This is a genomic window from Corallococcus sp. CA049B (assembly GCF_003611685.1).
In the GTDB taxonomy this organism is placed as follows: Bacteria; Myxococcota; Myxococcia; order Myxococcales; family Myxococcaceae; genus Corallococcus; species Corallococcus coralloides.
The window spans coordinates 16,653-37,511 of sequence record NZ_RAWC01000070.1 but is presented as its reverse complement, the minus strand read 5'-3'; the positions used below and the strand labels follow the sequence as shown (position 1 = coordinate 37,511).

At 72.0% G+C, this 20,859-nt stretch carries 16 protein-coding genes; 10 read left to right on the top strand and 6 right to left on the bottom strand.

Annotated elements, in window-relative coordinates:
• The first annotated feature begins 99 nt into the window (after window positions 1-99).
• Both D7W82_RS17800 and D7W82_RS17795 read left to right on the top strand, forming a co-directional pair.
• Window positions 100-1,305, top strand: coding sequence for a PEGA domain-containing protein (locus tag D7W82_RS17800; protein WP_147439373.1), 1,206 nt, complete (start codon window positions 100-102; stop codon window positions 1,303-1,305).
• Entirely contained in the window at window positions 1,302-1,949 is a 648-nt protein-coding gene (locus tag D7W82_RS17795) for a hypothetical protein (RefSeq protein ID WP_120619499.1), read from the top strand. The genes D7W82_RS17800 and D7W82_RS17795 overlap by 4 nt, the downstream gene beginning before the upstream one ends.
• Window positions 1,950-1,952: 3 nt before the next feature.
• On the opposite strand, the gene D7W82_RS17790 is transcribed toward D7W82_RS17795, so the two are convergent.
• The gene (locus tag D7W82_RS17790) at window positions 1,953-3,248 is read right to left on the bottom strand and encodes a sigma 54-interacting transcriptional regulator (RefSeq protein WP_158617688.1); all 1,296 of its coding nucleotides are present in this window, start codon (window positions 3,246-3,248) and stop codon (window positions 1,953-1,955) included.
• Between the two features lie 213 nt (window positions 3,249-3,461).
• On the opposite strand from D7W82_RS17790, the gene D7W82_RS17785 reads away from it, so the two are divergent.
• Genes D7W82_RS17785 through D7W82_RS17775 form a run of 3 tightly spaced genes read left to right on the top strand, consistent with a single transcriptional unit; the run spans window position 3,462 to window position 8,613 of the window.
• Window positions 3,462-5,624: a hypothetical protein gene (locus tag D7W82_RS17785; protein WP_120619497.1), complete on the top strand. Its 2,163-nt coding sequence runs from the start codon at window positions 3,462-3,464 to the stop codon at window positions 5,622-5,624.
• 8 nt (window positions 5,625-5,632) lie between these two features.
• Window positions 5,633-7,498: a hypothetical protein gene (locus tag D7W82_RS17780; RefSeq protein WP_120619496.1), complete on the top strand. Its 1,866-nt coding sequence runs from the start codon at window positions 5,633-5,635 to the stop codon at window positions 7,496-7,498.
• On the top strand, window positions 7,495-8,613 hold the full coding sequence (locus tag D7W82_RS17775; protein ID WP_147439372.1) for a M43 family zinc metalloprotease: 1,119 nt from the start codon (window positions 7,495-7,497) through the stop codon (window positions 8,611-8,613). Before D7W82_RS17780 ends, D7W82_RS17775 begins: the two co-directional genes overlap by 4 nt.
• Before the next feature lie 43 nt (window positions 8,614-8,656).
• Here D7W82_RS17775 and D7W82_RS17770 read toward each other — a convergent pair whose 3' ends face one another.
• The 4 genes from D7W82_RS17770 to D7W82_RS17755 all read right to left on the bottom strand — a co-directional run bounded on the left by D7W82_RS17770 (window position 8,657) and on the right by D7W82_RS17755 (window position 12,154).
• Window positions 8,657-10,282, bottom strand: a complete 1,626-nt coding sequence (locus D7W82_RS17770) for a phosphatidylserine/phosphatidylglycerophosphate/cardiolipin synthase family protein (protein WP_158617687.1) — start codon at window positions 10,280-10,282, stop codon at window positions 8,657-8,659.
• A 147-nt stretch (window positions 10,283-10,429) separates the two neighbouring features.
• Window positions 10,430-11,002, bottom strand: coding sequence for an imm11 family protein (locus tag D7W82_RS17765; protein WP_120619493.1), 573 nt, complete (start codon window positions 11,000-11,002; stop codon window positions 10,430-10,432).
• Between the two features lie 6 nt (window positions 11,003-11,008).
• Window positions 11,009-11,578: an AHH domain-containing protein gene (locus D7W82_RS17760; RefSeq protein WP_233587744.1), complete on the bottom strand. Its 570-nt coding sequence runs from the start codon at window positions 11,576-11,578 to the stop codon at window positions 11,009-11,011.
• Window positions 11,579-11,785: 207 nt separating this feature from the next.
• Complete coding sequence (locus D7W82_RS17755; protein ID WP_120619492.1) at window positions 11,786-12,154, bottom strand: hypothetical protein; 369 nt, start codon at window positions 12,152-12,154, stop codon at window positions 11,786-11,788.
• A gap of 105 nt (window positions 12,155-12,259) precedes the next feature.
• Between D7W82_RS17755 and D7W82_RS17750 the strand changes: the two genes are divergently transcribed.
• Together D7W82_RS17750 and D7W82_RS17745 are read left to right on the top strand one after the other, a co-directional pair.
• Window positions 12,260-12,832: a dihydrofolate reductase family protein gene (locus D7W82_RS17750; RefSeq protein WP_120619491.1), complete on the top strand. Its 573-nt coding sequence runs from the start codon at window positions 12,260-12,262 to the stop codon at window positions 12,830-12,832.
• Between the two features lie 200 nt (window positions 12,833-13,032).
• Window positions 13,033-14,658, top strand: coding sequence for a PAS domain-containing sensor histidine kinase (locus tag D7W82_RS17745; protein ID WP_120619490.1), 1,626 nt, complete (start codon window positions 13,033-13,035; stop codon window positions 14,656-14,658).
• On the opposite strand, the gene D7W82_RS17740 is transcribed toward D7W82_RS17745, so the two are convergent.
• Window positions 14,600-16,162 carry a GspE/PulE family protein gene (locus D7W82_RS17740; protein WP_120619489.1) on the bottom strand — a complete coding sequence of 521 codons (1,563 nt, stop codon included), beginning with the start codon at window positions 16,160-16,162 and terminating at the stop codon, window positions 14,600-14,602. The two genes, D7W82_RS17745 and D7W82_RS17740, sit on opposite strands and share 59 nt — an antisense overlap.
• Before the next feature lie 59 nt (window positions 16,163-16,221).
• Here D7W82_RS17740 and D7W82_RS17735 point away from each other — a divergent pair, with 59 nt between their 5' ends.
• Genes D7W82_RS17735 through D7W82_RS17725 form a run of 3 tightly spaced genes read left to right on the top strand, consistent with a single transcriptional unit; the run spans window position 16,222 to window position 20,746 of the window.
• Window positions 16,222-16,413 carry a hypothetical protein gene (locus D7W82_RS17735; protein WP_120619488.1) on the top strand — a complete coding sequence of 64 codons (192 nt, stop codon included), beginning with the start codon at window positions 16,222-16,224 and terminating at the stop codon, window positions 16,411-16,413.
• Window positions 16,410-19,364: an ATP-binding protein gene (locus D7W82_RS17730; RefSeq protein ID WP_120619487.1), complete on the top strand. Its 2,955-nt coding sequence runs from the start codon at window positions 16,410-16,412 to the stop codon at window positions 19,362-19,364. Before D7W82_RS17735 ends, D7W82_RS17730 begins: the two co-directional genes overlap by 4 nt.
• Window positions 19,361-20,746 carry a sigma-54 dependent transcriptional regulator gene (locus tag D7W82_RS17725; RefSeq protein ID WP_120619486.1) on the top strand — a complete coding sequence of 462 codons (1,386 nt, stop codon included), beginning with the start codon at window positions 19,361-19,363 and terminating at the stop codon, window positions 20,744-20,746. The genes D7W82_RS17730 and D7W82_RS17725 overlap by 4 nt, the downstream gene beginning before the upstream one ends.
• Window positions 20,747-20,859: the final 113 nt, after the last annotated feature.

Here is a 20,859-nt window from a genome sequence, read left to right as displayed (position 1 = left end):
CCCAGACCTCTCCCATCCCGCCCCGCGCGAGCTGTCGCGTCAGTCGATAACGGCCACCCCACTCCACGCACTCACTCCATCCCTGGAGACTCAATTCCGGTGAGGCAGTCCCGACCTTCAATATACCGCCGCCGTGCGTGGCCCTCGCCCCGGAGCGGCCTTCTCTCCTCACTGCTCCTGGGGCTGTGGGGGGGAGTCGCGTCCGCGGCCGAGCCCCCCACCGCGCGCCCTGCGGTCACCCTCTTCGTCGTCGGAGCCCCCGAGGCGCGCGCCTCCGTCCAGGCGTGGGCCCGGCAGGGGCCCCCGGGCGTCCCCGTGACGCTGCGCCTCGCGGAGCTCCCCGCGTCCACCTCCCGGCCCGGCGGGGAGGCCCCGCTCCTGGAGACCGAGCGGCACCTCCAGGAGGCCCGGCGGCGCTACATCAACGCGGAGTTCGCGGACTGCCTCCAACAGGTCGGAGACGAAGGGGTGCTGCCCAGGACCCTGAGCCAGGGGCACCGCGAGATCGCCGCCCGATGGCTGCTCTGGCAGGTCGCCTGTCAGGTGGGGCTGCGGCGCGAGGAGGCGGCCCTCCAGGTGGCCTCGGAGCTGGGCGTCCTCGGGCTGGAGCTGCCCGCGGACATCGGCGTGCTGCCTCCCGAGGTGGGGCGCGTGCTCGTCACGGGCGCGGAGCAGGGCGCGGCGCGGGGGCGCACCACGCTGCGCATCACCTCCGACTCCAGCCCGGCGCGAATCTCGCTGGATGGGCGGCCCGGGGTCTGCATGGCGCCGTGCTCGATGGATGTCCTGGAGGGGCGGCACGTGGTGCGCGTCGACGCGGAGGGACGGCAGTTCGCGGTCCAGGTCGTCTCGGCCAGGGGGCCGGAGCTCGCCGTGGCCTTCACCACGCACCCCGCCACGCCCGAGCTGGCCGCGGGCCAGTGGGCCGCGCACTACGGCGCGTCCTCCGCGAACCTGGACTCGGCGGGCTCGCTGAGCCTGCTGTCCACGGCGCTCCGCGCCCCGCGGCTGGTGCTGCTCACCGCCGAGGCCGAGCGCGACGGCTACCGGCTGCGGGGCGCGCTGGCCCTCCAGGGGCGCGCGGCGGCGCGGACGGAGCGCCAGGGCGAGGCGCAGGCGCTCCACGGGATGACGGAGGGCGTCTTGAGGGATCTGCTCGTCCAGGGCCAGGTCGTCGAGCCGGCTCCGGCCCTCTACCAGCGGCGGGACTTCTGGATCGCCGTGGGCGTGGCCGCGCTCATCGCCGGCGCGACCACCACCGCCCTGCTCTGGCGGCAGCCTGTTCGGACGGAGGTGGGATTTTGAGAAGACACATCCTCGAGGGGCTCCTGGCCCTGGCGCTGCTCACCGGATGCAACGAGGTGCGGCAGGTGCGGCTCACGTTCGGCGCGGAGGGCGAGGGGCTCGACGGCTTCCTGTGCCGGGAGGACGACGGCACCTACCTGCTCTCAAGAGCGGCGCCAGCCGGGGGGGAGCCCGTGCCCACCTCGCTCGTCATCGACTTCGTCCGGCTGGGGGGGCTGCCGGGGTGCCGTTCCGGCCAGCTCGTCAGCTGGTGCGCGGACCATGACTGCGCGGTGATGCCCGAGCACCGCGTGTGCATCCCCACCCCGCTGCCGGACATCGCCGGCCGGCCGCGCGCCGAGGCGCGGGAGGCGGTCCGCCAGGCGCTGAGCAGCCTGTCGGGCGCCGCCATCTCCAGGGAGGCCCCGGAGGAGTTCATCATCGTCCGCACCACCGCGACCCTCCAGTCCTGCGACGAGCTCGCGGCCAGCGGCGACGGCCTGGCGGCGCTGAGCGAGGAGGCGCTGGTGGGGTGCGCCTACAGCTGCCCCGTGGAGCTCAACGCCGTGGAGGGGGACGTGTACCTGGGCTTCGACACGCTCACCGAGCAATGCGCCCAGGGCGTGCGCGTCTGCGCCTCCGGGGACCTGCACTGGAGGCCCTGAGCCTCAGCGCAGGTGGTGCCGGTGGAGCAGGTCGATGAGGTAGCTCCTGTCCATCCGCGCCAACCGCGCCGCCTGTGAGACGTTGGCCCCCGCGCGCTCCATCAGCGCCTTGAGGAATTGGACCTCGAAGTCCTCGAGCACCTTCTGCCGGGCCTCGCGGTAGCCGTGCTCCAGGGGCAGGGACACGGAGAGCGACGGAGGCGATGACGCCGGAGCCGCGCCAGGGCCTCCCACGGCCTGCTCCAGGGCGGGAGGCTCTCCCATCGCGAGGATGGCCTCCGCGTAGTTGCGCAGCTCCCGCACGTTGCCCGGCCAGCGGTGCGCCAGCAGCGTGGTCATGAGCTGCGGGGGCACCAGCGAGGCCAACGGGCCGGCGTACCCGGCCTCGTTCAGGAAGTGCTCCACCAGCAGGGGGATGTCCTCCGCGCGCTGGTGGAGCGGAGGCACCTCCAGCCGCACCACCGCGAGCCGGTAGTAGAGGTCCAGGCGGAACGTGTTGGCGTTGACCTCGGCGCGCAGGTCCCGGTGGGTGGCGCTGATGATGCGCACGTCCACGGACAGCTCCTCGCGCCCCCCGAGCCGCCGGAAGCGCCGCCGCTCCAGCACGCCCAGCAGCGCCGTCTGGAGCGCCGGAGACAGCTCGCCAATCTCATCCAGGAAGAGCGTGCCGCCCTGCGCCCGCTCGAAGACGCCGAGGTGGCGGCGCTCCGCCCCCGTGAAGGCGCCGCGCTCGTGGCCGAACAGCTCGCTGGCGACGAGCCCGGGAGAGATGACCCCACAGTCCAGCGTCACGAAGGGCTCCTTCGCGCGCGGGCTCTCGTCGTGGAGGGCCCGGGCGATGAGCTCCTTGCCCGTGCCGGACTCGCCCTGGAGCAGCACCGAGGCATCCGTGCGGGCCGCCCGGAGGATCTGCGCCATCAGCCGGCGCATCGGGGCGCTCTGGCCTCGCAGCGGCCCCAGGGCCCCGGAGTCATGGAGCGAGACGGTGCGCGTGGGCCCATCCCCCACCCGCAGCGAGGTCCGCCCGAGCGTGAGGACGGTCCCCGGCGCCACCGTGCCGCGCTCGAGGAGGGCGGGCCCCACCGCCGTGCCGTTGGTGGAGCCCAGGTCCGCCACCGCGACGCGGTCTCCCTTTCGTGAGAGCTCCAGGTGGTAGCGCGACACCGTGGGGTCCGTCAGCCGCAGCTCGTTGCTCTCCGCCGTCCCCACCGTCACCGTCTCCCCCTCCGCCATGTAGGAATGGCCCTGATCCGGGCCGCCCACGACCTCGAGGGTCAGCGTGCGGATGGGGAGCCCCACGGGGCGATCCGGGCGCGTCGTTCCGCTGGACATGACCCGTGAAGCTAACACAGGGCCCCCTGTCGGCTGCGTCCCCAGGGGTGTCGGTGGCTCCCTACAGGCCGCACCCCACAGGCGGGGCCGCGAGCCGCGCCCGCTGCCTCGCCCGGCGCGCTGGTACATCGCTTGCCTATGCCCCCGGCCGACCACGTGACACCCACCTGGAGGTCCCGCATGAAGCACCCCGCGCCATCCCCGTCCCCCGCCCCGCGTCTCGGCTTGAGCCGGAGGACCCGCGTCCTCGGCACGGTCTTCTTCCTGCTCGCGAGCGCGTGCGGCGGAGCCGACACCGGCGAGCCCGATTCGGGTGTGCCCGATTCGGGCGTGCCGGACGTGCCCGTGTGCCCCAACAGCGCGGACAACGGCGTCTGCCTCACGAAGGCGCGGCTGACGTACCTCGACCTGCGCTACGACCTGAGCAAGCCCGTCTTCGTGAACAACCGCGTGCCCATCCGGTTCGGCGTCACGTCGACGAGCCTCACCCCGGCCTCGCCGGCCACGCGCAACGTCGCCGTCAGCTTCAGCTTCATCGAGGCGAACCCCGCCAACCCCGCGGAGCCCATCGAGTGCGCCTCCAGCGCCATGGACGTCGCCCTCGTGGGTGACGGGCAGGAGCAGCGCTTCGAGGGCTTCATCTGGCCCACCTCGCTGTGTGGGGCGCTGGTGGACAAGACGGTGAACCTGCGCGTCACCTTCGACGGCGACGAGCCGGGCACCGGCATCGACGCCCCGGCGGTCACCTTCAGCGAAGCGGCCCGCGGCGACGCGCTCAACCAGGCGTGCCGGAGCGTCGAGGACGCCTCGGCGCCGGACCCCCGCCGGGGCTGCGTCTACACCCTCGACCTCGAGCCGACCCCGAGCGACGGGAGCCACGCCCTCATCGACGTCCTCTACCAGGCCATGGAGCCCGCCTCGTCGGTGGCCCTCCTCCCGTACGCCGCGCCCGGCGTCCCCACGGAGAAGCTCGCGCCCAGCTTGGTCGTGCAGTCGACGCTCGTCGTCAACGGCCGCGACCCGTACATCTCGGGGCTGGCACCGGAGGAGGTGCCGCCGGAGCTGGAGGCGAGCGCGCCGGGCATCACCGGGGACCTCCAGTTCGGCCAGGCCCCCGAGGCGCTCGGGGCCCTCACGGCCATGCCCGGCCGCGCCACGCTCCGCTACGAGCTCGCGCCCGAGGGCGCCGGGGACGGCTGGCTCCCGCTCACCGTGGGCGCCGAGGACTCGGAGACCGGCCGCGTCGGCGAGGTGGTCATCGAGCAGTTGCAGCCAGGCACCGCGAACACGTTCGCCCACGAGCTCTTCGCCGAGGGTGAGACCCGCGCCGCGCTGGGCGAGGGCGGCGCGTGGGCCGGCGTCAGCCACTTCACCGTGAGGGGGTGCTTCACTGCGGACTTCCCGCAGGCGGGCAACGCGGGCGAGGAGGACACGAGCGACTGCCACCTCATCCCGGTCGTGCTGGTGCGCGAGACCCCGGCCTCCTCCGCCGCGACGTCGATTGGCTTCAACCAGGAGTTCACCCGGAAGCTCGGGAGCGCGGACCGCATGAGCATCGGGGTGGGGCTGCTGACCCGGAACACGCTGGACCGCACCGGCGCCGCCAGCCGCATCGAAGGCGAGGTCGAACTCGAGGGCAAGCTCGGGCGCCCCTACTCGGTCACCATCGCGCGCGCCGTGGGGCAGGCCACGCTCGGCGTGGAGCCGGGGACGACGGGCTACGAGCTCACGGTCGACGCGTTCAACCAGCGCATCCACAGCTTCTCCCAGAGCGCCCCCAACCTCGAGCACGAGGAGGAGTTCTCCGCGGCGAAGTCGTTCGCGTTCCCGAACCTCGGCTTCGGCTTCGGCCCCGTGCGCATCGGCTTCAAGATCAGCCTGGGCGGAGAGGTCGGCCTGACGACGAACGACAGCCTCTTTGTCTCGACGGATCCGGGGCGGTGCGGGGAGCTGCTCCAGAGCGGGGACGCGCTCGGCATGTGCGGGGCGATTTCGCGCACCATCACCCCCGGGTTCAATTTCACCGCGTCCATCGAGGGCGGCATCGACATCCGCATCGTCAAGGCCGCCGTGGTGGCCGACCTCGACCTCGTCAACACCGACTTCCCGCTCACCGCGTCGCTGGCGTTCGGACAGCGTGACAACGGGGACCTGGTGGTGCTCGGCAACGCCAACTGGGAGCTGGGCATGCAGCTCATCCGCGGGGACGTGTCCATCGTGGGCCGCGTGGGAATCCGCCGCTTCAGCCGCACCCTGCGCGTGCACCTGTTCAGCTTCAGCTCGCGGCGCTTCTCCCAGACGCTGCTCGACCGCTCGATGGACTTCGCCGAGGTGCTCAAGTGAAGGGGCGGATGATGGGCATCGCGGCCGGGCTCGCGGCCGTGGGGCTCGTGGCCGGCACCTGGGAGGGCTTGACGCGAGGGGCGCCGTCCTCCGGGGCGCGCGTCGCGACGGAGCCGGAGCGGCCCGCTCCGGGCGCCCGCGCGTGCCGCTTCGAGCGCCAGGCGACCGCGGCCTTCTCCTTCGAGTCCACCGCCACCCTCGACGGGGTCCCCGCGCCGCGCGCGGAGGACCGCTTCCAGGGCCACCTGAGCTGGGTCGTCGTCGAGGAGGCGCGGCCGGACCACCCCGCCCTCCTGCGTGCGGCCCTGAGCGCCGTGGACCTGGAGCAGGCGCTCTCCCAGGAGCGGGCAAGCGCCAGGGAGCTCATGGACAGCCCCTTCTACGTGCGGGTCGATACGCGGTGCCGCTTCACGGGCATTGGCTTCTCGCCGCGCTGGAGCGGGGCGAGCCGCCACCTCGTGAGCACGCTCTTGGAGAGCCTCGAGTTCGTGCTGCCAGGCGATGACTCGGCGCGCTGGAGCGCCGTGCAGCGCGACGGCGTGGGCGAGTACACCGCGGAGTACCGCCGTGACGACGCGGCCGGGGGCACGGCCCGCATCGTGCGCGCCAAGCCGCGCTATCAGCTCGACGACGCCGCCCTGCGCCTGGGGCTGCGCGTGCAGGTGCTCGGAGCCAGGGCCGAGGCGGACTTCGACTCCGAGCGCGGCGGCTGGATGCGGCGCGTGGAGGGACAGGAGACGCTCCGCATCCACCTGCCTGGAGAGGCGCCGCAGGGCTTCACGCACCGCTTCCACCTGGTGCGCGAGGACGCGCTCTTCGCCTCCGTGAGTGACGCGGTGGCCCCCGGTGAGGCGGACTTCGCCGGGGTATCGGAGCCGGCCCCGGTGGCGCCGTCCCCCGTGGACGCGGAGGTCGCGGCGCTCGACGCGGACGCGGCGCGCGCCCGCTTCCTCGCCTTCTTCGGGAAGGGGGGCAAGGGCGCGGTGTTCCCCGCCGCGCGCTTCCTCGCGGGGTGGCTCCGCGCGCACCCGGAGGAGGGCGCGGCGCTGCTCACCGACCTGCGGCGCGGGGCCATCGCCGAGTCAGCGCACGCCGCCTTCTTCCTGGCCTTCGAGCTGGCGGGCACCGCGCAGTCCCGCCAGGTGCTCGCGGACGCGCTGGTCAGCAGGGACCTCCCGGCGCTCGACCGCGGCCGGGCCGCGTCCGCGCTGGCCGACCACGGCGAGCCGTCGCGGGAAGTGGCGGAGCTGCTGCTCACCCAGGCCCGGGAGTCGGACTCGCCCATGGTCGCGAACGTGAGCCTGCTCGGGCTCGGGAGCATGGCGGGGCGCACCCGGCCTGGCGACCCGCTGCGCGACGAGCTGCACGCGGCGCTGCGCGACGAACTGGCGCGCGCGGCGGGCAGCCATGACGAGCTCGCCGTCCTGGACGCCATCGGGAACAGCGGCGACGACGCGTTCCGCGCGGAGCTCGACGAGCGGCTGAAGACGGGGGCGCCCGCCCTGCGGGGCCGGGCGGCCGAGGCGCTCGGGCACCTGTCGAGCGAGGTGGGCCGTCCGCTCCTCGTGGCCCAGCTCGAACGCGAGCCGAGCCCCGGGGTGAGCACCACCATCCTTCGAAGCCTGACCCACCTGGCGCCAGGGGCCGCGCTCGACCTGACGGAGGCGGAGCTGGCCCTGGCCGGGCGGAAGCTCGCCAGCTCCCCGAGCCAGGATGAGCGCGCGGGCCTCATCGAGTGGGTGGGCCGCGCCCGGGGTCAGCGCGAAGCGCGCCGCGTCCTGGCCGCCCACTTCCCCCGGGAGCCGAACGTCCACCTCCAGCAGCGCATCGGGGCGTTCGTGACGCCCGGCGAGCTGCGCGAGTTCATGCGGTGACGCCCTCACGGACGCGGGCCATCGCGACCTGTCTCGCGTTCGTGGGGTTGGCGGCATGCGCGGGGGGGGACGCACCTCCCCGCGCCCCGCTGGACGGGGCGGAGCCCCTGCACACGGAGGAGCCCGTCACCTTCGACGCGGACGGGCTCACGCCGCCCCTCTCCATCCCGCCGTTCGCCGGGGACTCGGTCGCGCTGTGGGCCCGGAGCGAGCCGGGCACCTGCTTCGCGCTCACCTCACTCGTGGACGCCCGGGGCCGGGCCTGGGTGGACCAGCGCTCCGCCGGCCCCTTCTGCACCGGCTGCGAGGTGCGCACCTCCGTCGCGCAAGAGGAGGCGCTGTTCGTGCTCCCCGGCGAAGAAGGCTTCGCGCCCCGCGAGGGCTTCACGGTGCGCTTCGGGCTCGTGGCCTGCGAGACGCTCACTCCCGTGAAGGCGAGCGGCGCGCCCCGGCTCCACCTGACCTGGCTGCCGCGCGCGAGTCTTCCGGAGCGCGGCCGACTCCCGCTGCGCTTCCTCGTGTCACGGCACTCCATGCTCCTCGGGCAGCCCGAGCGGCGGCGCGAGCTGCTGGAGCGCCTGAATGACGAACTCGCGGAGGCGGGCCTGGAGGTGACGCTGGAGGCGGTCGTCGAACTCCCGGACGCGGCCCACGAGACGCGCTTCTGGACGACGGAGCTCGCAGGGCTCTCCGCGCTGCGAGACGGCGCCCCGCCCGCGCCGGACACGACGGTGGACATCGTCTTCGCCGGGTGCCTCTGGTACGACGACCCCTTCTTCGGGCCGCCCGTGCCGGTCGACGGCTTCACCCCCCGCGTGGGAGGGGGCGCCGGCCCCGCGTCCGCGGTCTTCATGCCCGGCCTGCGCTGTGACGCCTTCGGCGGAGCCCCCGTCCAATGGCCCCTGGACGCCTACGCGCACGTCCTCGCGCATGAGCTGGGGCACTTCCTCGGGCTCTATCACTCCGTCGAAACGGACGGCACGACGGACCGCCTGGGCGACACCGGCGAACAGAACATCATGAACGCCCACCCGGGCCGCGCCAGCGCACGAGGCTGGAGCCCCGCGCAGAAGCGGCGGCTCCTGAGCCACCCCTGGGTTCGCCCGGTCCCCTGAGCCGGGCCTCGCGTCCGGGGGACGCGAGGCGGCGGGACGCGGCTCAGAAGAAGGTGTGATTGGCCCACTTGTAGGCGGGGTCCTTGACGGAGGGGATCCGCCGGTCGAAGTGCTCCAGCTCCAGGCGCAGCACGCCCGTGCGCCGCACCCGGAGGTCCCCGACATCGTCCACCGCGTCGGCGTCCCACTGCGCGGGCGTGCGCATGTTGTAGTGGCGGAAGAGCGTCTCCCGGATCCGCCTGGCGCCATCCCCATGGACGAAGGCGCTCAGCTCGCCGTCGTAGACCATGCTCCGGTAGGAGAAGTTCGCGGAGCCCACCACGGCCACGTCGTCGTCGAAGAGCGCCAGCTTGGAGTGGATGTAGATGGCCGTCTCCTCGCTGCGCGAATCCGGCCGCCGGACGGGCGAATAGAGCCGGACGCCCCCCTGGAACCCCTCGATCTGCAGCAGCGGGCAGCTGAGCTCCGCCCCGTTCCGGGGCTGACAGGTGAAGCTGTCTTTCTCCATCCAGCGATTGGTGACGGTGGAGGTCACGCTGCGCAGGGTGCTCCAGGCGTTCAGGCTCTCGTTCACCTTCCAGCGGGAGCAGTCCTGCCGCGCCACGGTGCGGCCCTTCGCGGTGACCGCGTCGCAGCTCGCCAGCGCCAGCTTGGCGAAGGAGATGTAATTCAGGTAGTCGAAGGGGAAGGGATTCTCCTCGTACGGCATCGGCACCATGATGATGACGAGGGGCGGGTTCGGGGCCCGCAGGCGCGCGGCGAGCTCCGCGACGAGGGTCGGGTCGCTGAAGATGAAGCCCTCGAAGTAGATGTAGTCCCGCGCGCGGCGGATCCGCTCGACGAGCAGCGACTGGATGTCGGTGGCGCGCCCGAGGTAGCTCTCCGAGCTGGTCGTCGCGATGACCACGTCCTCGCGTCCGCGCGGCTGGTCCCGCACCCGCGCCCTGGGCTGGCGCTCGTAGTCCGTGGGATCGGAGATGGGCGTCGTCCCGGGGCCCTGGTTGCCCGTCAGCTGCGTCGTGTAATACCGCTTCTTCCAGCGCCGGAGCCACTCCTCCTCGACGACGACGGCCGCGGGGCCATCCAGTTGGAGGACGGAGTCGTGCACCGTGTCGCCCAGCGGGACCCCGCCCATGCCGCCTTCGAAGCACCCTTCGTGGGCCTCGTTGTCCCAGTAGAAGCCGGCCAGGTTGATGCCGCCAATCAGCGCGTGCAGCCGACCCTGGATGGACCACAGGACCATCTTCTGGTGGACCGACGAGCCGTTCCACCCGTTGTAGATCTCCATCAGGACCTCGATGGAGCCCCCGCTGTCGTCCTGCCCGACGTAGCCCCCCAGCTGCCTCGCGGTCTCCAGGTTGGTGTTGTAGACGTTCTCGCTCAGCTGTCCCTTCTGGACGCGGATGTCCAGCCGGGCCGGGCACCACATGATGAGCTGCACCCGGTGGCCCGCGTCCGCGACCGCCCTGAGCTTCTCCGCGAGGGTGACCTCCTCGGGGGCGCGGACGAGCAGCAGCTCGTGCTCGATCTCCCAGAAGGCCAGCCGCACATAGGTGTCGGGGGAGGGCTCGGACTGCTCGACGGCGTCCAGCGCGTCATGGATGGTGCCGAAGAAGGCCTCTCCATCGAGGATGAGCCGGGTCGTCGCTGCCTGCGTCTGCTTCTTCATGAGGCACATGCTCCTGGTGCGGGGGGGCACGCCAGGAGAGAGCAAGGCCCGTACCAGACGGCTCCGGCAAAACCACCCGCTGCGGTGACGGAATTGAAGCGGCTCACGCCCAGGAGACAGCGGGGCGAAGTTCCATGCGCCCAGGCTCTACACTTCAACGAACTGCCCTCCCACGATGCCGGTCTGTTCCAGTGCATCTTTGAGCTGGCCATCGACGATGATGGGCAACAGATAGCCCCAGGGCCGGAAGACGGCGGCGTTGCTCACCTTCGTTGTATCGATGCGCAAGCCGGAAACGACGTGGTACTCCCCTACCTTGTCAGGACGACCATCCTCGGGTGTCCAGAGCCGGGCCTCTTCACAAGCGGCATCGTCGATGCAACGAATTACGCGCATCACGTTGAGCAGGTAGAACGGCTCGGCCTGTCCCTGGACTTCTACTGGAAAGAGCTGCACGTCGTTTGATGCCAGCGCGCGGAATACAGACGCGATGCGCCCACTGACGATGGGCGTTCCAGCCACTGTCGTCTTGTCGAAGTCCAGCGGACTCCCGGGCCGAGACAGCGGCACACGTAGAGGTCCAGGGTCCGTGACGGTCTTCCCGGACACGAACGTCCAGATGTCCGGGACAGGCTTCCCATCCAAATCAGTGGGCTCCCGCAGATACCAGCGGCCTGGTGCATCAATGTCGATGTCGAGTTCGAAGAAGTGTCGCGGCATGGTGGCTCACCCCTCGGGGTTCTTCGTGATGAGCTTCCGCAGCTTGGTCCCAGCAGTCACGAGCTCTTTCGCAACCTTAGCCAGTTCGTCAATCAATGCGGCACGGCATTGCCCGGCGTCCTGGCATCCCAGCATGGCACGCCGGAGCCGGCGCAGGACCTCTGCGTGGTACTCGCGGGGATGCGGTCCCCGATGTCCCTGGATACGCACCTGATTCGCGGCGTCGGAGAGTTTCATTCCGGCGGACTGGAAGATGTCTTCGAAGATGGGCGTCCAGGGACCACCTGATTGCTCCGACACCTCGTTCTTGTCCGTGCAGATGTGATGAACATCGCCCTCGGGGTCCCCCTGAATCCCTCCGCCCCCGGGCCCCATGGCGACGGCCGCCACGGCGGTGGGCGCCAACGTGACGTTGAGCACTCCCGCTGACGACACGGAGATGGACCGGACCTCACCGGCCAGTGCACGCGACAGCTGGAACCCACCCTCCACCTCCGCCCTCAGCGCAGCCTGCGGGAAGCCCGGCATCCGGGGCGCCTGCGCGGCCATCGCGTTCCTGCCACCCAGCGCCGTCATCGCGACGACGATTCAGCTCCAGCACGAGCTGCGTGACCGCGTCCTTGAACGCCTCCTCGTCAATCCGGACCGGCTTCGTTTCCACCGGCGTATAGGCGATGGGCTGGCCCCGCCCCGTGTCCAGGTTCACCACGCGCGTCGTCGCGCAGCCTGCTGTCAGCCACAGCAGCACGGCCATTGCCCAGAGCTTCATGTGCCCTCCCCGGCTCACGGATCCGACGAGACCACCCGCTCCGGCTCCAGCACCTCCCGCGTCCGGGCCCCACGCTCGATGTAGCCCGCGCCGCCTCGCAACTCCCGGCCGTCCTCCAACACGGCGATGAGGCTGTACGACGACTCACCCCGGACGGGATAGGTCAGGGCCACCGTGTCCCCCTTGCCCATCGCGCGGTAGATGACCTGGCCGCGGTCGTGCTCGATGCGCAGCTCGCGCACGTCCTGGCCGGTGCGGTTCTCCACGCGCACTTCAATCCCCGCTCGCGTGGGCCCCGTTTCATGCAGCCACAGCGCGCCCCCGGCGATGAGCGTCAGGGCCGAGCCCAGCACCGTTCCTCCCAGCACCCACAGGAATCTCATGGCACTCCTTCCTCTGTGATTGCCGTGCAGACAACCGACGCCGTCGTTCTAACAGGCGCGTCCGCATACCCGTGCTAAGCCCTCGCGTCAGGAGGAAGCACGCCCATGCGGAAACTGACCTATTACGTCGCCACCTCGCTCGACGGCTTCATCGCCTCGCCCACCGGCGCGTACGACTACTTCAGCACGGAGCAGGACTACTTCGACGCCATCGCCGCCGAGTACCCGGAGACGCTCCCCGCCGGCTACCGCGCGTTCAAGGGCATCACCGGCCCGGGCAAGCACTTCGACACCGTGCTGGAGGGCCGCAACACCTATCAGGTCGGTCTGGACGCGGGCGTCACCAACGCGTACCCGCACCTCGAACACTACGTCTTCTCCCGCACCCTCACGAAGAGCCCCGACCCCGGCGTCAATCTCTCCAGCACGCCGCTCGCCACCGTGCGCGAGCTGAAGGCCCGCGACGGCCTGGGCATCTGGCTGTGCGGCGGCGGCGCGCTCGCGGCCGAGCTGCTTCCCGAAATCGACGCGTTCATCATCAAGGTCAACCCCGTCATCGTGGGCCAGGGCATCCGTCTCGTCGAAGCGGGCTACGCGCCCCACCGCCTGCGCCTCACGGGCACGCGCACGCTCGACTGCGGCGTCGTCTTCCTGAGCTACGACCACCTCAAGCCCTAGCCCGCTCCGTCGAGAGCCACCCGGACGCCGCATTGGACCTGGGACCAATGCGGAACCCGAAAACCGACGGGTTCTCCACGCAGGGTGTGAGCTTCCGCTCTGCTCGGAAGCCCGGTGGGCCGGCAGGGTTGGATGGTGGATGGATCCACCCTGCTGTTCCTCACCGCTGCCCCCGCACCGTGCGTTACGCTGGAGCGGCCATGAGAAGTCCCCTGGACGACAGCCAGCCTCCCTCGTCCGCCAGCGGTGGCGACATCGCCTATGCGACCCCCAGCGCGGCTCGAGACATGGGCGCGCAGCTGCGCCTGTTCATCGACAGCGTGAAGGACTACGCCATCCTGACGTTGGATCCAGCAGGCAGCATCGTGAGCTGGAACACCGGCGCCGAACGCATCAAGGGCTACCGGTCCGAGGAGATCCTCGGCCAGCACTTCAGCCGCTTCTACCCGCCCGAGGACATCACCCAGGGCAAGCCCCAGCAGGACCTGGACACCGTCAACCGCGAGGGCCGCCTCGAGGAGGAGGGCTGGCGCGTCCGCAAGGACCACAGCCTCTTCTGGGCCAACGTCGTCATCACCGCGATGCGCGACACCCAGGGCCAGCTCGTGGGCTACGGCCAGGTGACGCGGGACTTCACCGAGCGCAAGCTCGCCCAGGAGCAGCTGCTGCAGAGCGAGGAGCGCTTCCGCCTGCTCGTCGAGCACATCCAGGACTACGCCATCTACATGCTGGACCCCGATGGCCGCGTCTCCACCTGGAACGCCGGCGCCGAGCGCTTCAAGCAGTACAAGGCCGAGGAGATCATCGGCCAGCACTTCAGCCGCTTCTTCCCCCCGGAGGACGTGGCCCGGGGCAAGCCCTGGTACGCCCTCCAGGTGGCCACCCGGGAGGGCCACTTCGAGGAGGAGGCGTGGCGCGTCCGCAAGGACGGCAGCCTCTTCTGGGCCAGCGTCGTCATCACCGCGCTGCACGACCCGTCAGGCAAGCTCCGCGGCTTCGCCAAGGTGACGCGCGACATCACCCAGCGCAAACAGCACCAGGAGCGGCGCGAGCTGGAGATGCTCCGCGACGCCGTGCGCGCCCGCGACGAGTTCCTCTCTGTCGCCTCGCACGAGCTGAAGACGCCGCTCACCCCGCTCCAGCTCAAGCTCACGGCCCTGCTGCGCACCGTGGAGAACCACCCTTCCGCCACCCTGCCCGTGGAGCGCATCGCCCGCGACCTGGAGGTGGCCCGCCGCCAGGTGCGCAAGCTGTCGGACCTCATCGAGGACCTGCTGGACGTGTCGCGCATCAGCATGGGCCAGCTGCGGCTGGACCGGGCGCCCATGGACCTGGCCTCGCTCGCGCGGGACGTGGTGACCCGCTACGCGCCCCAGTCCGCGCAGGTCGGGTGCACCGTCACGCTGGAGGCCGCAACACCCATCATGGGCCGCTGGGACCGGGCGCGGGTGGATCAGGTCATCACCAACCTGCTCACCAACGCGCTCAAGTACGGCGCGGGCAAGCCCATCCACCTCCGCGTGCGCATGGACGCCGGGCTGGCCGTGCTGAGCGTGAAGGACGAAGGCATCGGCATCCCGCTCGAGGACCAGGCGCGCGTCTTCGAGCGCTTCGTGCGCGCCGTCTCCGAACGCAACTACGGCGGCCTGGGGCTGGGGCTCTTCATCACCCAGCAGATCATCGAGGCCCACGGCGGCATCGTGCAGGTGCGCAGCACCCTCGGCGAGGGCTCGACCTTCACCGTGATGCTGCCCCCGGGCCCGGACGTCACCCCGGAGCCTGGCGCTCCTCCCGAGCCGGGAGCTGGCGCTCCTCCCGAGCCGTGAGGATGTAGCGGTAGGGCACCACGCGCGTCAGCTCGTGCAGCGTGGTGACCCCGGCCGCCACCTTCGCCAGCGCGTCCTCCACCAGCGTGCGGAAGCCCCGCGCCCGGGCGTGCCGGCGCAGCTGGACGCCCGGCGTCCCGGTGGCGATGAGCAGTTGCAGCTCCGGGTCCACCACCAGCAGCTCGAAGAGGCCCACGCGCCCCTTGAACCCGGTGTGGCGGCACGCCTCGCAGCCATGCCCGGCCCGGGGCTGCACGCCGTCCAGCAGCGGCCCCAAGAGCGCCAGCTGATCCGCCGTGGGCGTCGTGGGCGCGGAGCACTCCGGGCAGATGCGCCGCACCAGCCGCTGCGCCAGCACCGCGAGCAGCGCCTCCGCGATGTCGCCGTCCTCCAGCTTCAACCCGCGCAGGCGGCTCACCGCGCCAATGGCATCCGCCGTGTGCAGCGTGCCCAGCACCACGTGCCCCGTGGACGCCGCCATCAGCGCGGTGCTGCCCGTCTCCAGGTCTCGAATCTCCCCCACCAGCATCACGTTGGGGTCCTGCCGCAAGAGCGCGCGCAGCAGCGTCAGGTGCGGCATCTGCGGCGACACCTGCTTCTGGTTCACCTTGGGGACCACGTATTCAATGGGGTCCTCCGCGGTGATGATCTTCTTGCGCCCGTCGTTGAGCCGCGCCAGCGCCGCGTACAGCGTCGTCGTCTTCCCGCTGCCCGTGGGGCCCGTCACCAGCACCAGCCCCTCCGGGTTGCCCAAGAGCCGCAGCACCGTGGCCTGCAGCTCCGGCGTCATCCCCAACTTCTCCACCGGCACCAGGCCCAGCGTGGCGTCGAGCAGGCGGATGACCACGTCCTCGCCCGCGGGCGAGGGCACCACGCTCACGCGGAAGTCCACGAACTTCCGCCCGGCCTCCCCCTCGTAGAGCGCCCGCAGGCGGCCGTCCTGGGGCCTCCGCTTCTCCGCGATGTCCAGCCCCGCCATCACCTTGATGCGGCTCACCACCTCCGGCAGCGAGTCCGGGGAGATGTCCGTGTACGTCTGGTGGAGGATGCCGTCGACGCGGTAGCGCAGGTCCACGTCGTCCGTGTAGCTCTCCAGGTGGATGTCGGACGCGTTCTGCGTCACCGCCACCGCGAGCACGTGGTTCACCAGCTCCACCGCCGTGGGCCGTGGGGACAGCTCCCTGCCCGCCTTCAGCACCACGTCCACCGACGCGTTCTCCCCCGCGCCGAAGCCCACCTCCAATGCCGAGTCGATTTCGTAGCGGTTGAGCCGCACCGGACGCACCGGCCGGCGCAGGAAGTCCGCGATGCGGCTGCGCACGGACTCATCCTCCGGGTCCAGCATCGCCACCGTCACGGCCTCCGTGTCGTGGGCCGCGTCCACCTTGCCCATCACCGCGACGCCCAGGCGGCGGCAGAAGGACTCGGGGAGCAGGCGCAGCGATTCACGGTCCAGCGTGAACTGGGGCAGTTCGGAGAACGGGGGTACGTCCGGGGGAGCCATGGCCCGCCGGCTTATCACGGCGCCCCTCGCGCCCTGACAGGGCTGCTATCCTTCACGCCATGTCGCGGCCCCCCGCGGACCCTCCCGCCATGCCGTCGCTGCTGGTGTTCGCCGTGGCGGTGCTGCTGTTCGGCTCGCCGCTGCGCCGGCTGTGGCTGGCCGAAGGGGCTCCCGCGTCGCTTCCCTTCATCGTGTGGCTGGGCGTCATCGCCCTGGGCGGGTGGGTGGCGCACCGGAGCCCGCGCCCATGACGCTGGGGCCGGGCCCGCTCGTCATCGCCTCCGTGGCCTACCTGGGCGTGCTGTTCCTGGTGGCCTACGCGGCGGAGCGGGGCCGCATCTCCCCTCGCATCACCCAGCACCCGCTCACGTACGCGCTGGCCCTGGGCGTGTACGCCACGTCCTGGTCCTACTTCGGCAGCGTGGGCTACGCGGCCCGCCATGGCTTCCGCTACCTGGGCATCTACCTGGGCCTCACGCTCGCGTGCCTGCTCGCCCCCGTGCTGTGGCGTCCGCTGCTGCGGCTGACGCGCGAGCAGCAGCTCACCTCGCTCGCGGACCTGCTCGCCTTCCGCTACCCCGGCCAGGTGACGGGCACGGCGGTGACGCTGTTCGCGCTGGCGGGCAGCCTGCCCTACCTGGCGCTCCAGATTCGCGCCGTCGTGGAGTCCGCGCGCCTCTTGAGCCCCGCGGCGTCCCCGGCGCTGGTGGGTCCCGGCTTCTGCGGCGTGCTCATCGTCTTCTCGCTCCTCTTCGGCGCCCGCCACCCCGCCCCGCGCGAGCGGCACGAAGGGCTGATGCTGGCCATCGCCTTCGAGTCCGGCGTGAAGCTGCTGGCGCTGCTCATCGTCGCGGGCTGGTGCGTGGTGTCCGTCTTCGGCGGCGTGGGCGGGCTCGATGACTGGCTCACCCGCCACCCCGAAGCGGTGGAGGCGCTCCAGCGCCCCGCGCGCGACGCGTCCTGGGCGCCGCTGCTGGTGCTCTCCACCATCGCCGCGTTCCTCACGCCCCGGCAGTACCACGTGGCCTTCACGGAGGCGCCCGAGCGCGACGGGCTGGCCACCGTCGCGTGGGCCTTCCCGCTGTTGATGCTGCTCATCAACGCGGCGGTGCCCGTGCTGCTGTGGTCCGGCGAGGCGCTGGGCCTGCCCTGGCCCGCGGACTTCCACGTCCTCTCCGTGCCCATCACCCAGGGCGCCCCGCTGCTGGCCCTCATCGCCTTCCTGGGCGGCGTGTCCGCGGCGAGCGCCATGGTCATCGTCACCACGCTCGCGCTCGCGCCCATGTGCCTGACGCACCTGGTGCTGCCGCTGGGCACCACGCGCGGACGGGACGACCTCTACGGGTGGTTGTTGTGGGCCCGGCGCGTGCTCATCGCCGCCATCATCCTCGCGGGCTACGGCTTCTACCGGCTGCTGAACGCGCGGACGACGGGGCTGGTGGACCTGGGGCTCGTGTCCTTCGTGGCCACCGCGCAGTTCGCGCCGGGCGTGCTCGGGCTCTTGATGTGGCCCAAGGCCACGCGCGCGGGGCTGCTCGCGGGGCTGCTCGCGGGCGGCGCGACGTGGGCCCTCACGCTGCTGGCCCCGCTGTGGGAGCCGCCGTCACTGGTGGCGTGGACCAACCAGGTCTCCGTGAACCTGGGCTTCGGCGCGGAGGAACCCTGGGGCTTCGCCACCTTCACCTCGCTGGCCCTCAACGCGCTGTGCTTCGTGGCGGTGTCGCTCGTCACGCGCCAGTCCGTGGAGGAGCAGGAGGCCGCGCGGGTGTGCACGCGCCAGGCGCCGGGGCTCGCGAAGGGCAGCGTGGCGGCCAGCTCCCCGGACGAGTTCCGCCGGCAGCTGGAGCCCGTGCTGGGCGCGCAGGTGGCCGCCGCGGAGGTGGACCGCGCGCGCGAGGCGCTGGACCTGGCCCCCGACGAGCGCCGGCCCGCGGAGCTGCGCCGCCTGCGCGACGGCGTGGAGCGCAACCTGTCCGGCCTCATCGGCCCGGTGCTCGCGCGGCTCGCGGTGGGCGAAGCGCTGCGGCTGGACCCCGGCGCGCGCACGGCCCTGGCGGATCAACTGCGCTTCGTGGAGGAGCGGCTGCGCGACGCGCGTGACATGCGCGGCCCCCTGCGCGAGCTGGAGGTCGTGCGCCGCTACCTCTACCGCATCCTGGAGGACCTGCCCCTGGGCGTGTGCGCCATGGGGCCTGACGGAGAGGTCGTCCTCTGGAACGCCGCGCTGGAGGCGCTGTCGGGCGTGCCCATGGACTCCGCGCGGGGCGTGCCGCTCGCGCGCCTGCCGGAGCCCTGGGGGCCGCTGTTCGCGGAGCTCGCGCGGGCCCCTGGCGGCGACGACGAGGTGCGCGTGACCGTGGGCGGCAAGCAGCGCCTGCTGCGTCTGCACCGCTCGCGGCTGGCGCCTTCGGACGACACCCGCGGCGAAGAGACGGGCATCACGTTCCTGGTGGAGGACTGGACGGAGCGCAAGGCGGTGGACGCGCGGCTCGCGCACCAGGACCGGCTCGCGTCGCTGGGCCGGGTGGCCGCGGGCGTGGCGCATGAGATTGGCAACCCGCTCACCGCCATCGCCAGCATCAGCCAGAACCTCAAATATGAGCTGGAGGACCCGGAGGCCGTGCGCGAGCGCGTGGGGCTCATCCTCCAGCAGTGCCGCCGCATCGACGCCATCGTCCGGGCGCTGGTGGGCTTCGGCCACTCGGGCACGGTCGGCGGCGAGTCCCGGCCCTTCACGCGCGTGGCGGTGGGCCCGCTGCTCGCGGAGGCCGCGCAGCTGGCCCGGCTGTCTCGCAAGGCGCGCGACGTGGCGTGCACGCACCAGAGCCCGGACGGGCTGGACGTGCGCGGCGACGCGCAGCGGCTGGAGCAGGTGCTGGTGAACCTCTTGACCAACGCCATCGACGCGTCGCCCGCGGGCTCGCGCGTGGACCTGACGGCGGAAGCCTCTGGAGACCAGGTGCGCATCCAGGTGGAGGACCGGGGGCACGGCATCGCCCCGGAGCTGTCGCAACGCATCTTCGAGCCGTTCTTCACCACCAAGCAGCCCGGCGAAGGCACCGGCCTGGGACTCCCGCTGGTGGAGGGCATCGTGCGCGAGCACGGCGGCACGCTGCGCATCGAGCCCCGCCAGGATGGCGGCACCCGCGTGACGCTGAGCCTGCCCCGCGCGGACACGCTGAAGCAGGAGGCCTCCGCATGAGCCGCATCCTGGTCATCGAGGACGAACCCATCATCCGCACGGAGCTGCGCAGGCTGCTCACCCGCGCGGGCCACGACGTGGCGGAGGCCGGCGCCGTACCGGAGGCCGCGGCCGAGCACGCGCTGGACGCCTTCGACCTGGTCCTCTCCGACCTGCGCCTGCCCGGGCCGCCGGGCACGGACATCATCGCGCTGTGTCCGGGCGTGCCGGTGCTCATCATGACCAGCTTCGCCACGGTGAAGTCCGCCGTGGACGCGATGAAGCTGGGCGCGGTGGACTACATCGCGAAGCCCTTCGACCACGACGAGCTGCTGCTCCAGGTGGAGCGCGTGCTGCGCGAGGGCCGCCTCACCCGCCAGAACGCCGCCCTCAAGCGCGAGGTGGAGCAGACCTGGTCCCCCGGCGGCATGGTGGGCAACTCCCCCGCCATGCGCGACGTGTTCGAGCGCGTGCGCAAGGTGGCCCCGTCCGCCGCCACCGTGCTGGTGCTGGGCGAGTCCGGCACCGGCAAGGAGCTGGTGGCCCGCGCCGTCCACGCGCAGAGCCCGCGCGCGGAGGGGCCCCTCATCGCGGTCAACTGCGCCGCCATCCCCGAGGGCCTGCTGGAGAGCGAGCTGTTCGGCCACGAGAAGGGCGCCTTCACCGGCGCGCAGGCCGCGCACGCTGGACTCGTCGAGGCCGCGCACGGCGGCACGCTCTTCCTGGATGAGATTGGAGAGCTGCCCGCGCCCGCGCAGGCGCGCCTCTTGCGCATGCTCCAGGACGGCGAGGTGCGGCGGGTGGGCGCCACGCGTTCGCGCAAGGTGGACGTGCGCATCCTCGCTGCCACGCACCGCGACCTGCCCCGCCGCGTGCAGGAGGGGCTGTTCCGCCAGGACCTCTACTTCCGCCTGCGCGTCGTGGAGATCCGCCTGCCGCCCCTGCGCGAGCGCGGCGAGGACGTGCCCGCGCTGGCCAGGCACCTGCTGGAGCGGGCCAGCCGCCGCATCGGGCGCCCGCCCGCTTCGCTGTCTCCGGACGCGCTGGCGGCCATCGCGCAGCACCCGTGGCCGGGCAACGTGCGCGAATTGGAGAACGCCATCGAGCGCGCGGTCATCCTCGCGGACGGGCCGCTCCTCACCGCCGACCTGCTGGCGCTGGAGCCGCCGGGCGGACCGGGCGTGGACGGAAGCCCGCCCGCGCTGGAGGAGACGGACTTCCCGACCGTCCCTGTGAGCGGGGACCCACGCTCGCCGGACTCCATGGAGGAGTACTTCCGCCGCTTCGTGATGGAGCACCAGGACCGCATGGGCGAGACGGAGCTCGCGCGCCGGCTGGGCATCAGCCGCAAGACGCTCTGGGAGAAGCGCCAGCGGCTGGGCATCCCGCGCACCCGCGCCTGACGCGGCCCCCGAGCCCCGGGCGGGTGTTACGACGCGGTGCACGAATCGTTACGGGGGGTAACGCCCTGTCACCTTCCGCCACATCCTGACGCGGCGAGCCAACCCCCAAGGTC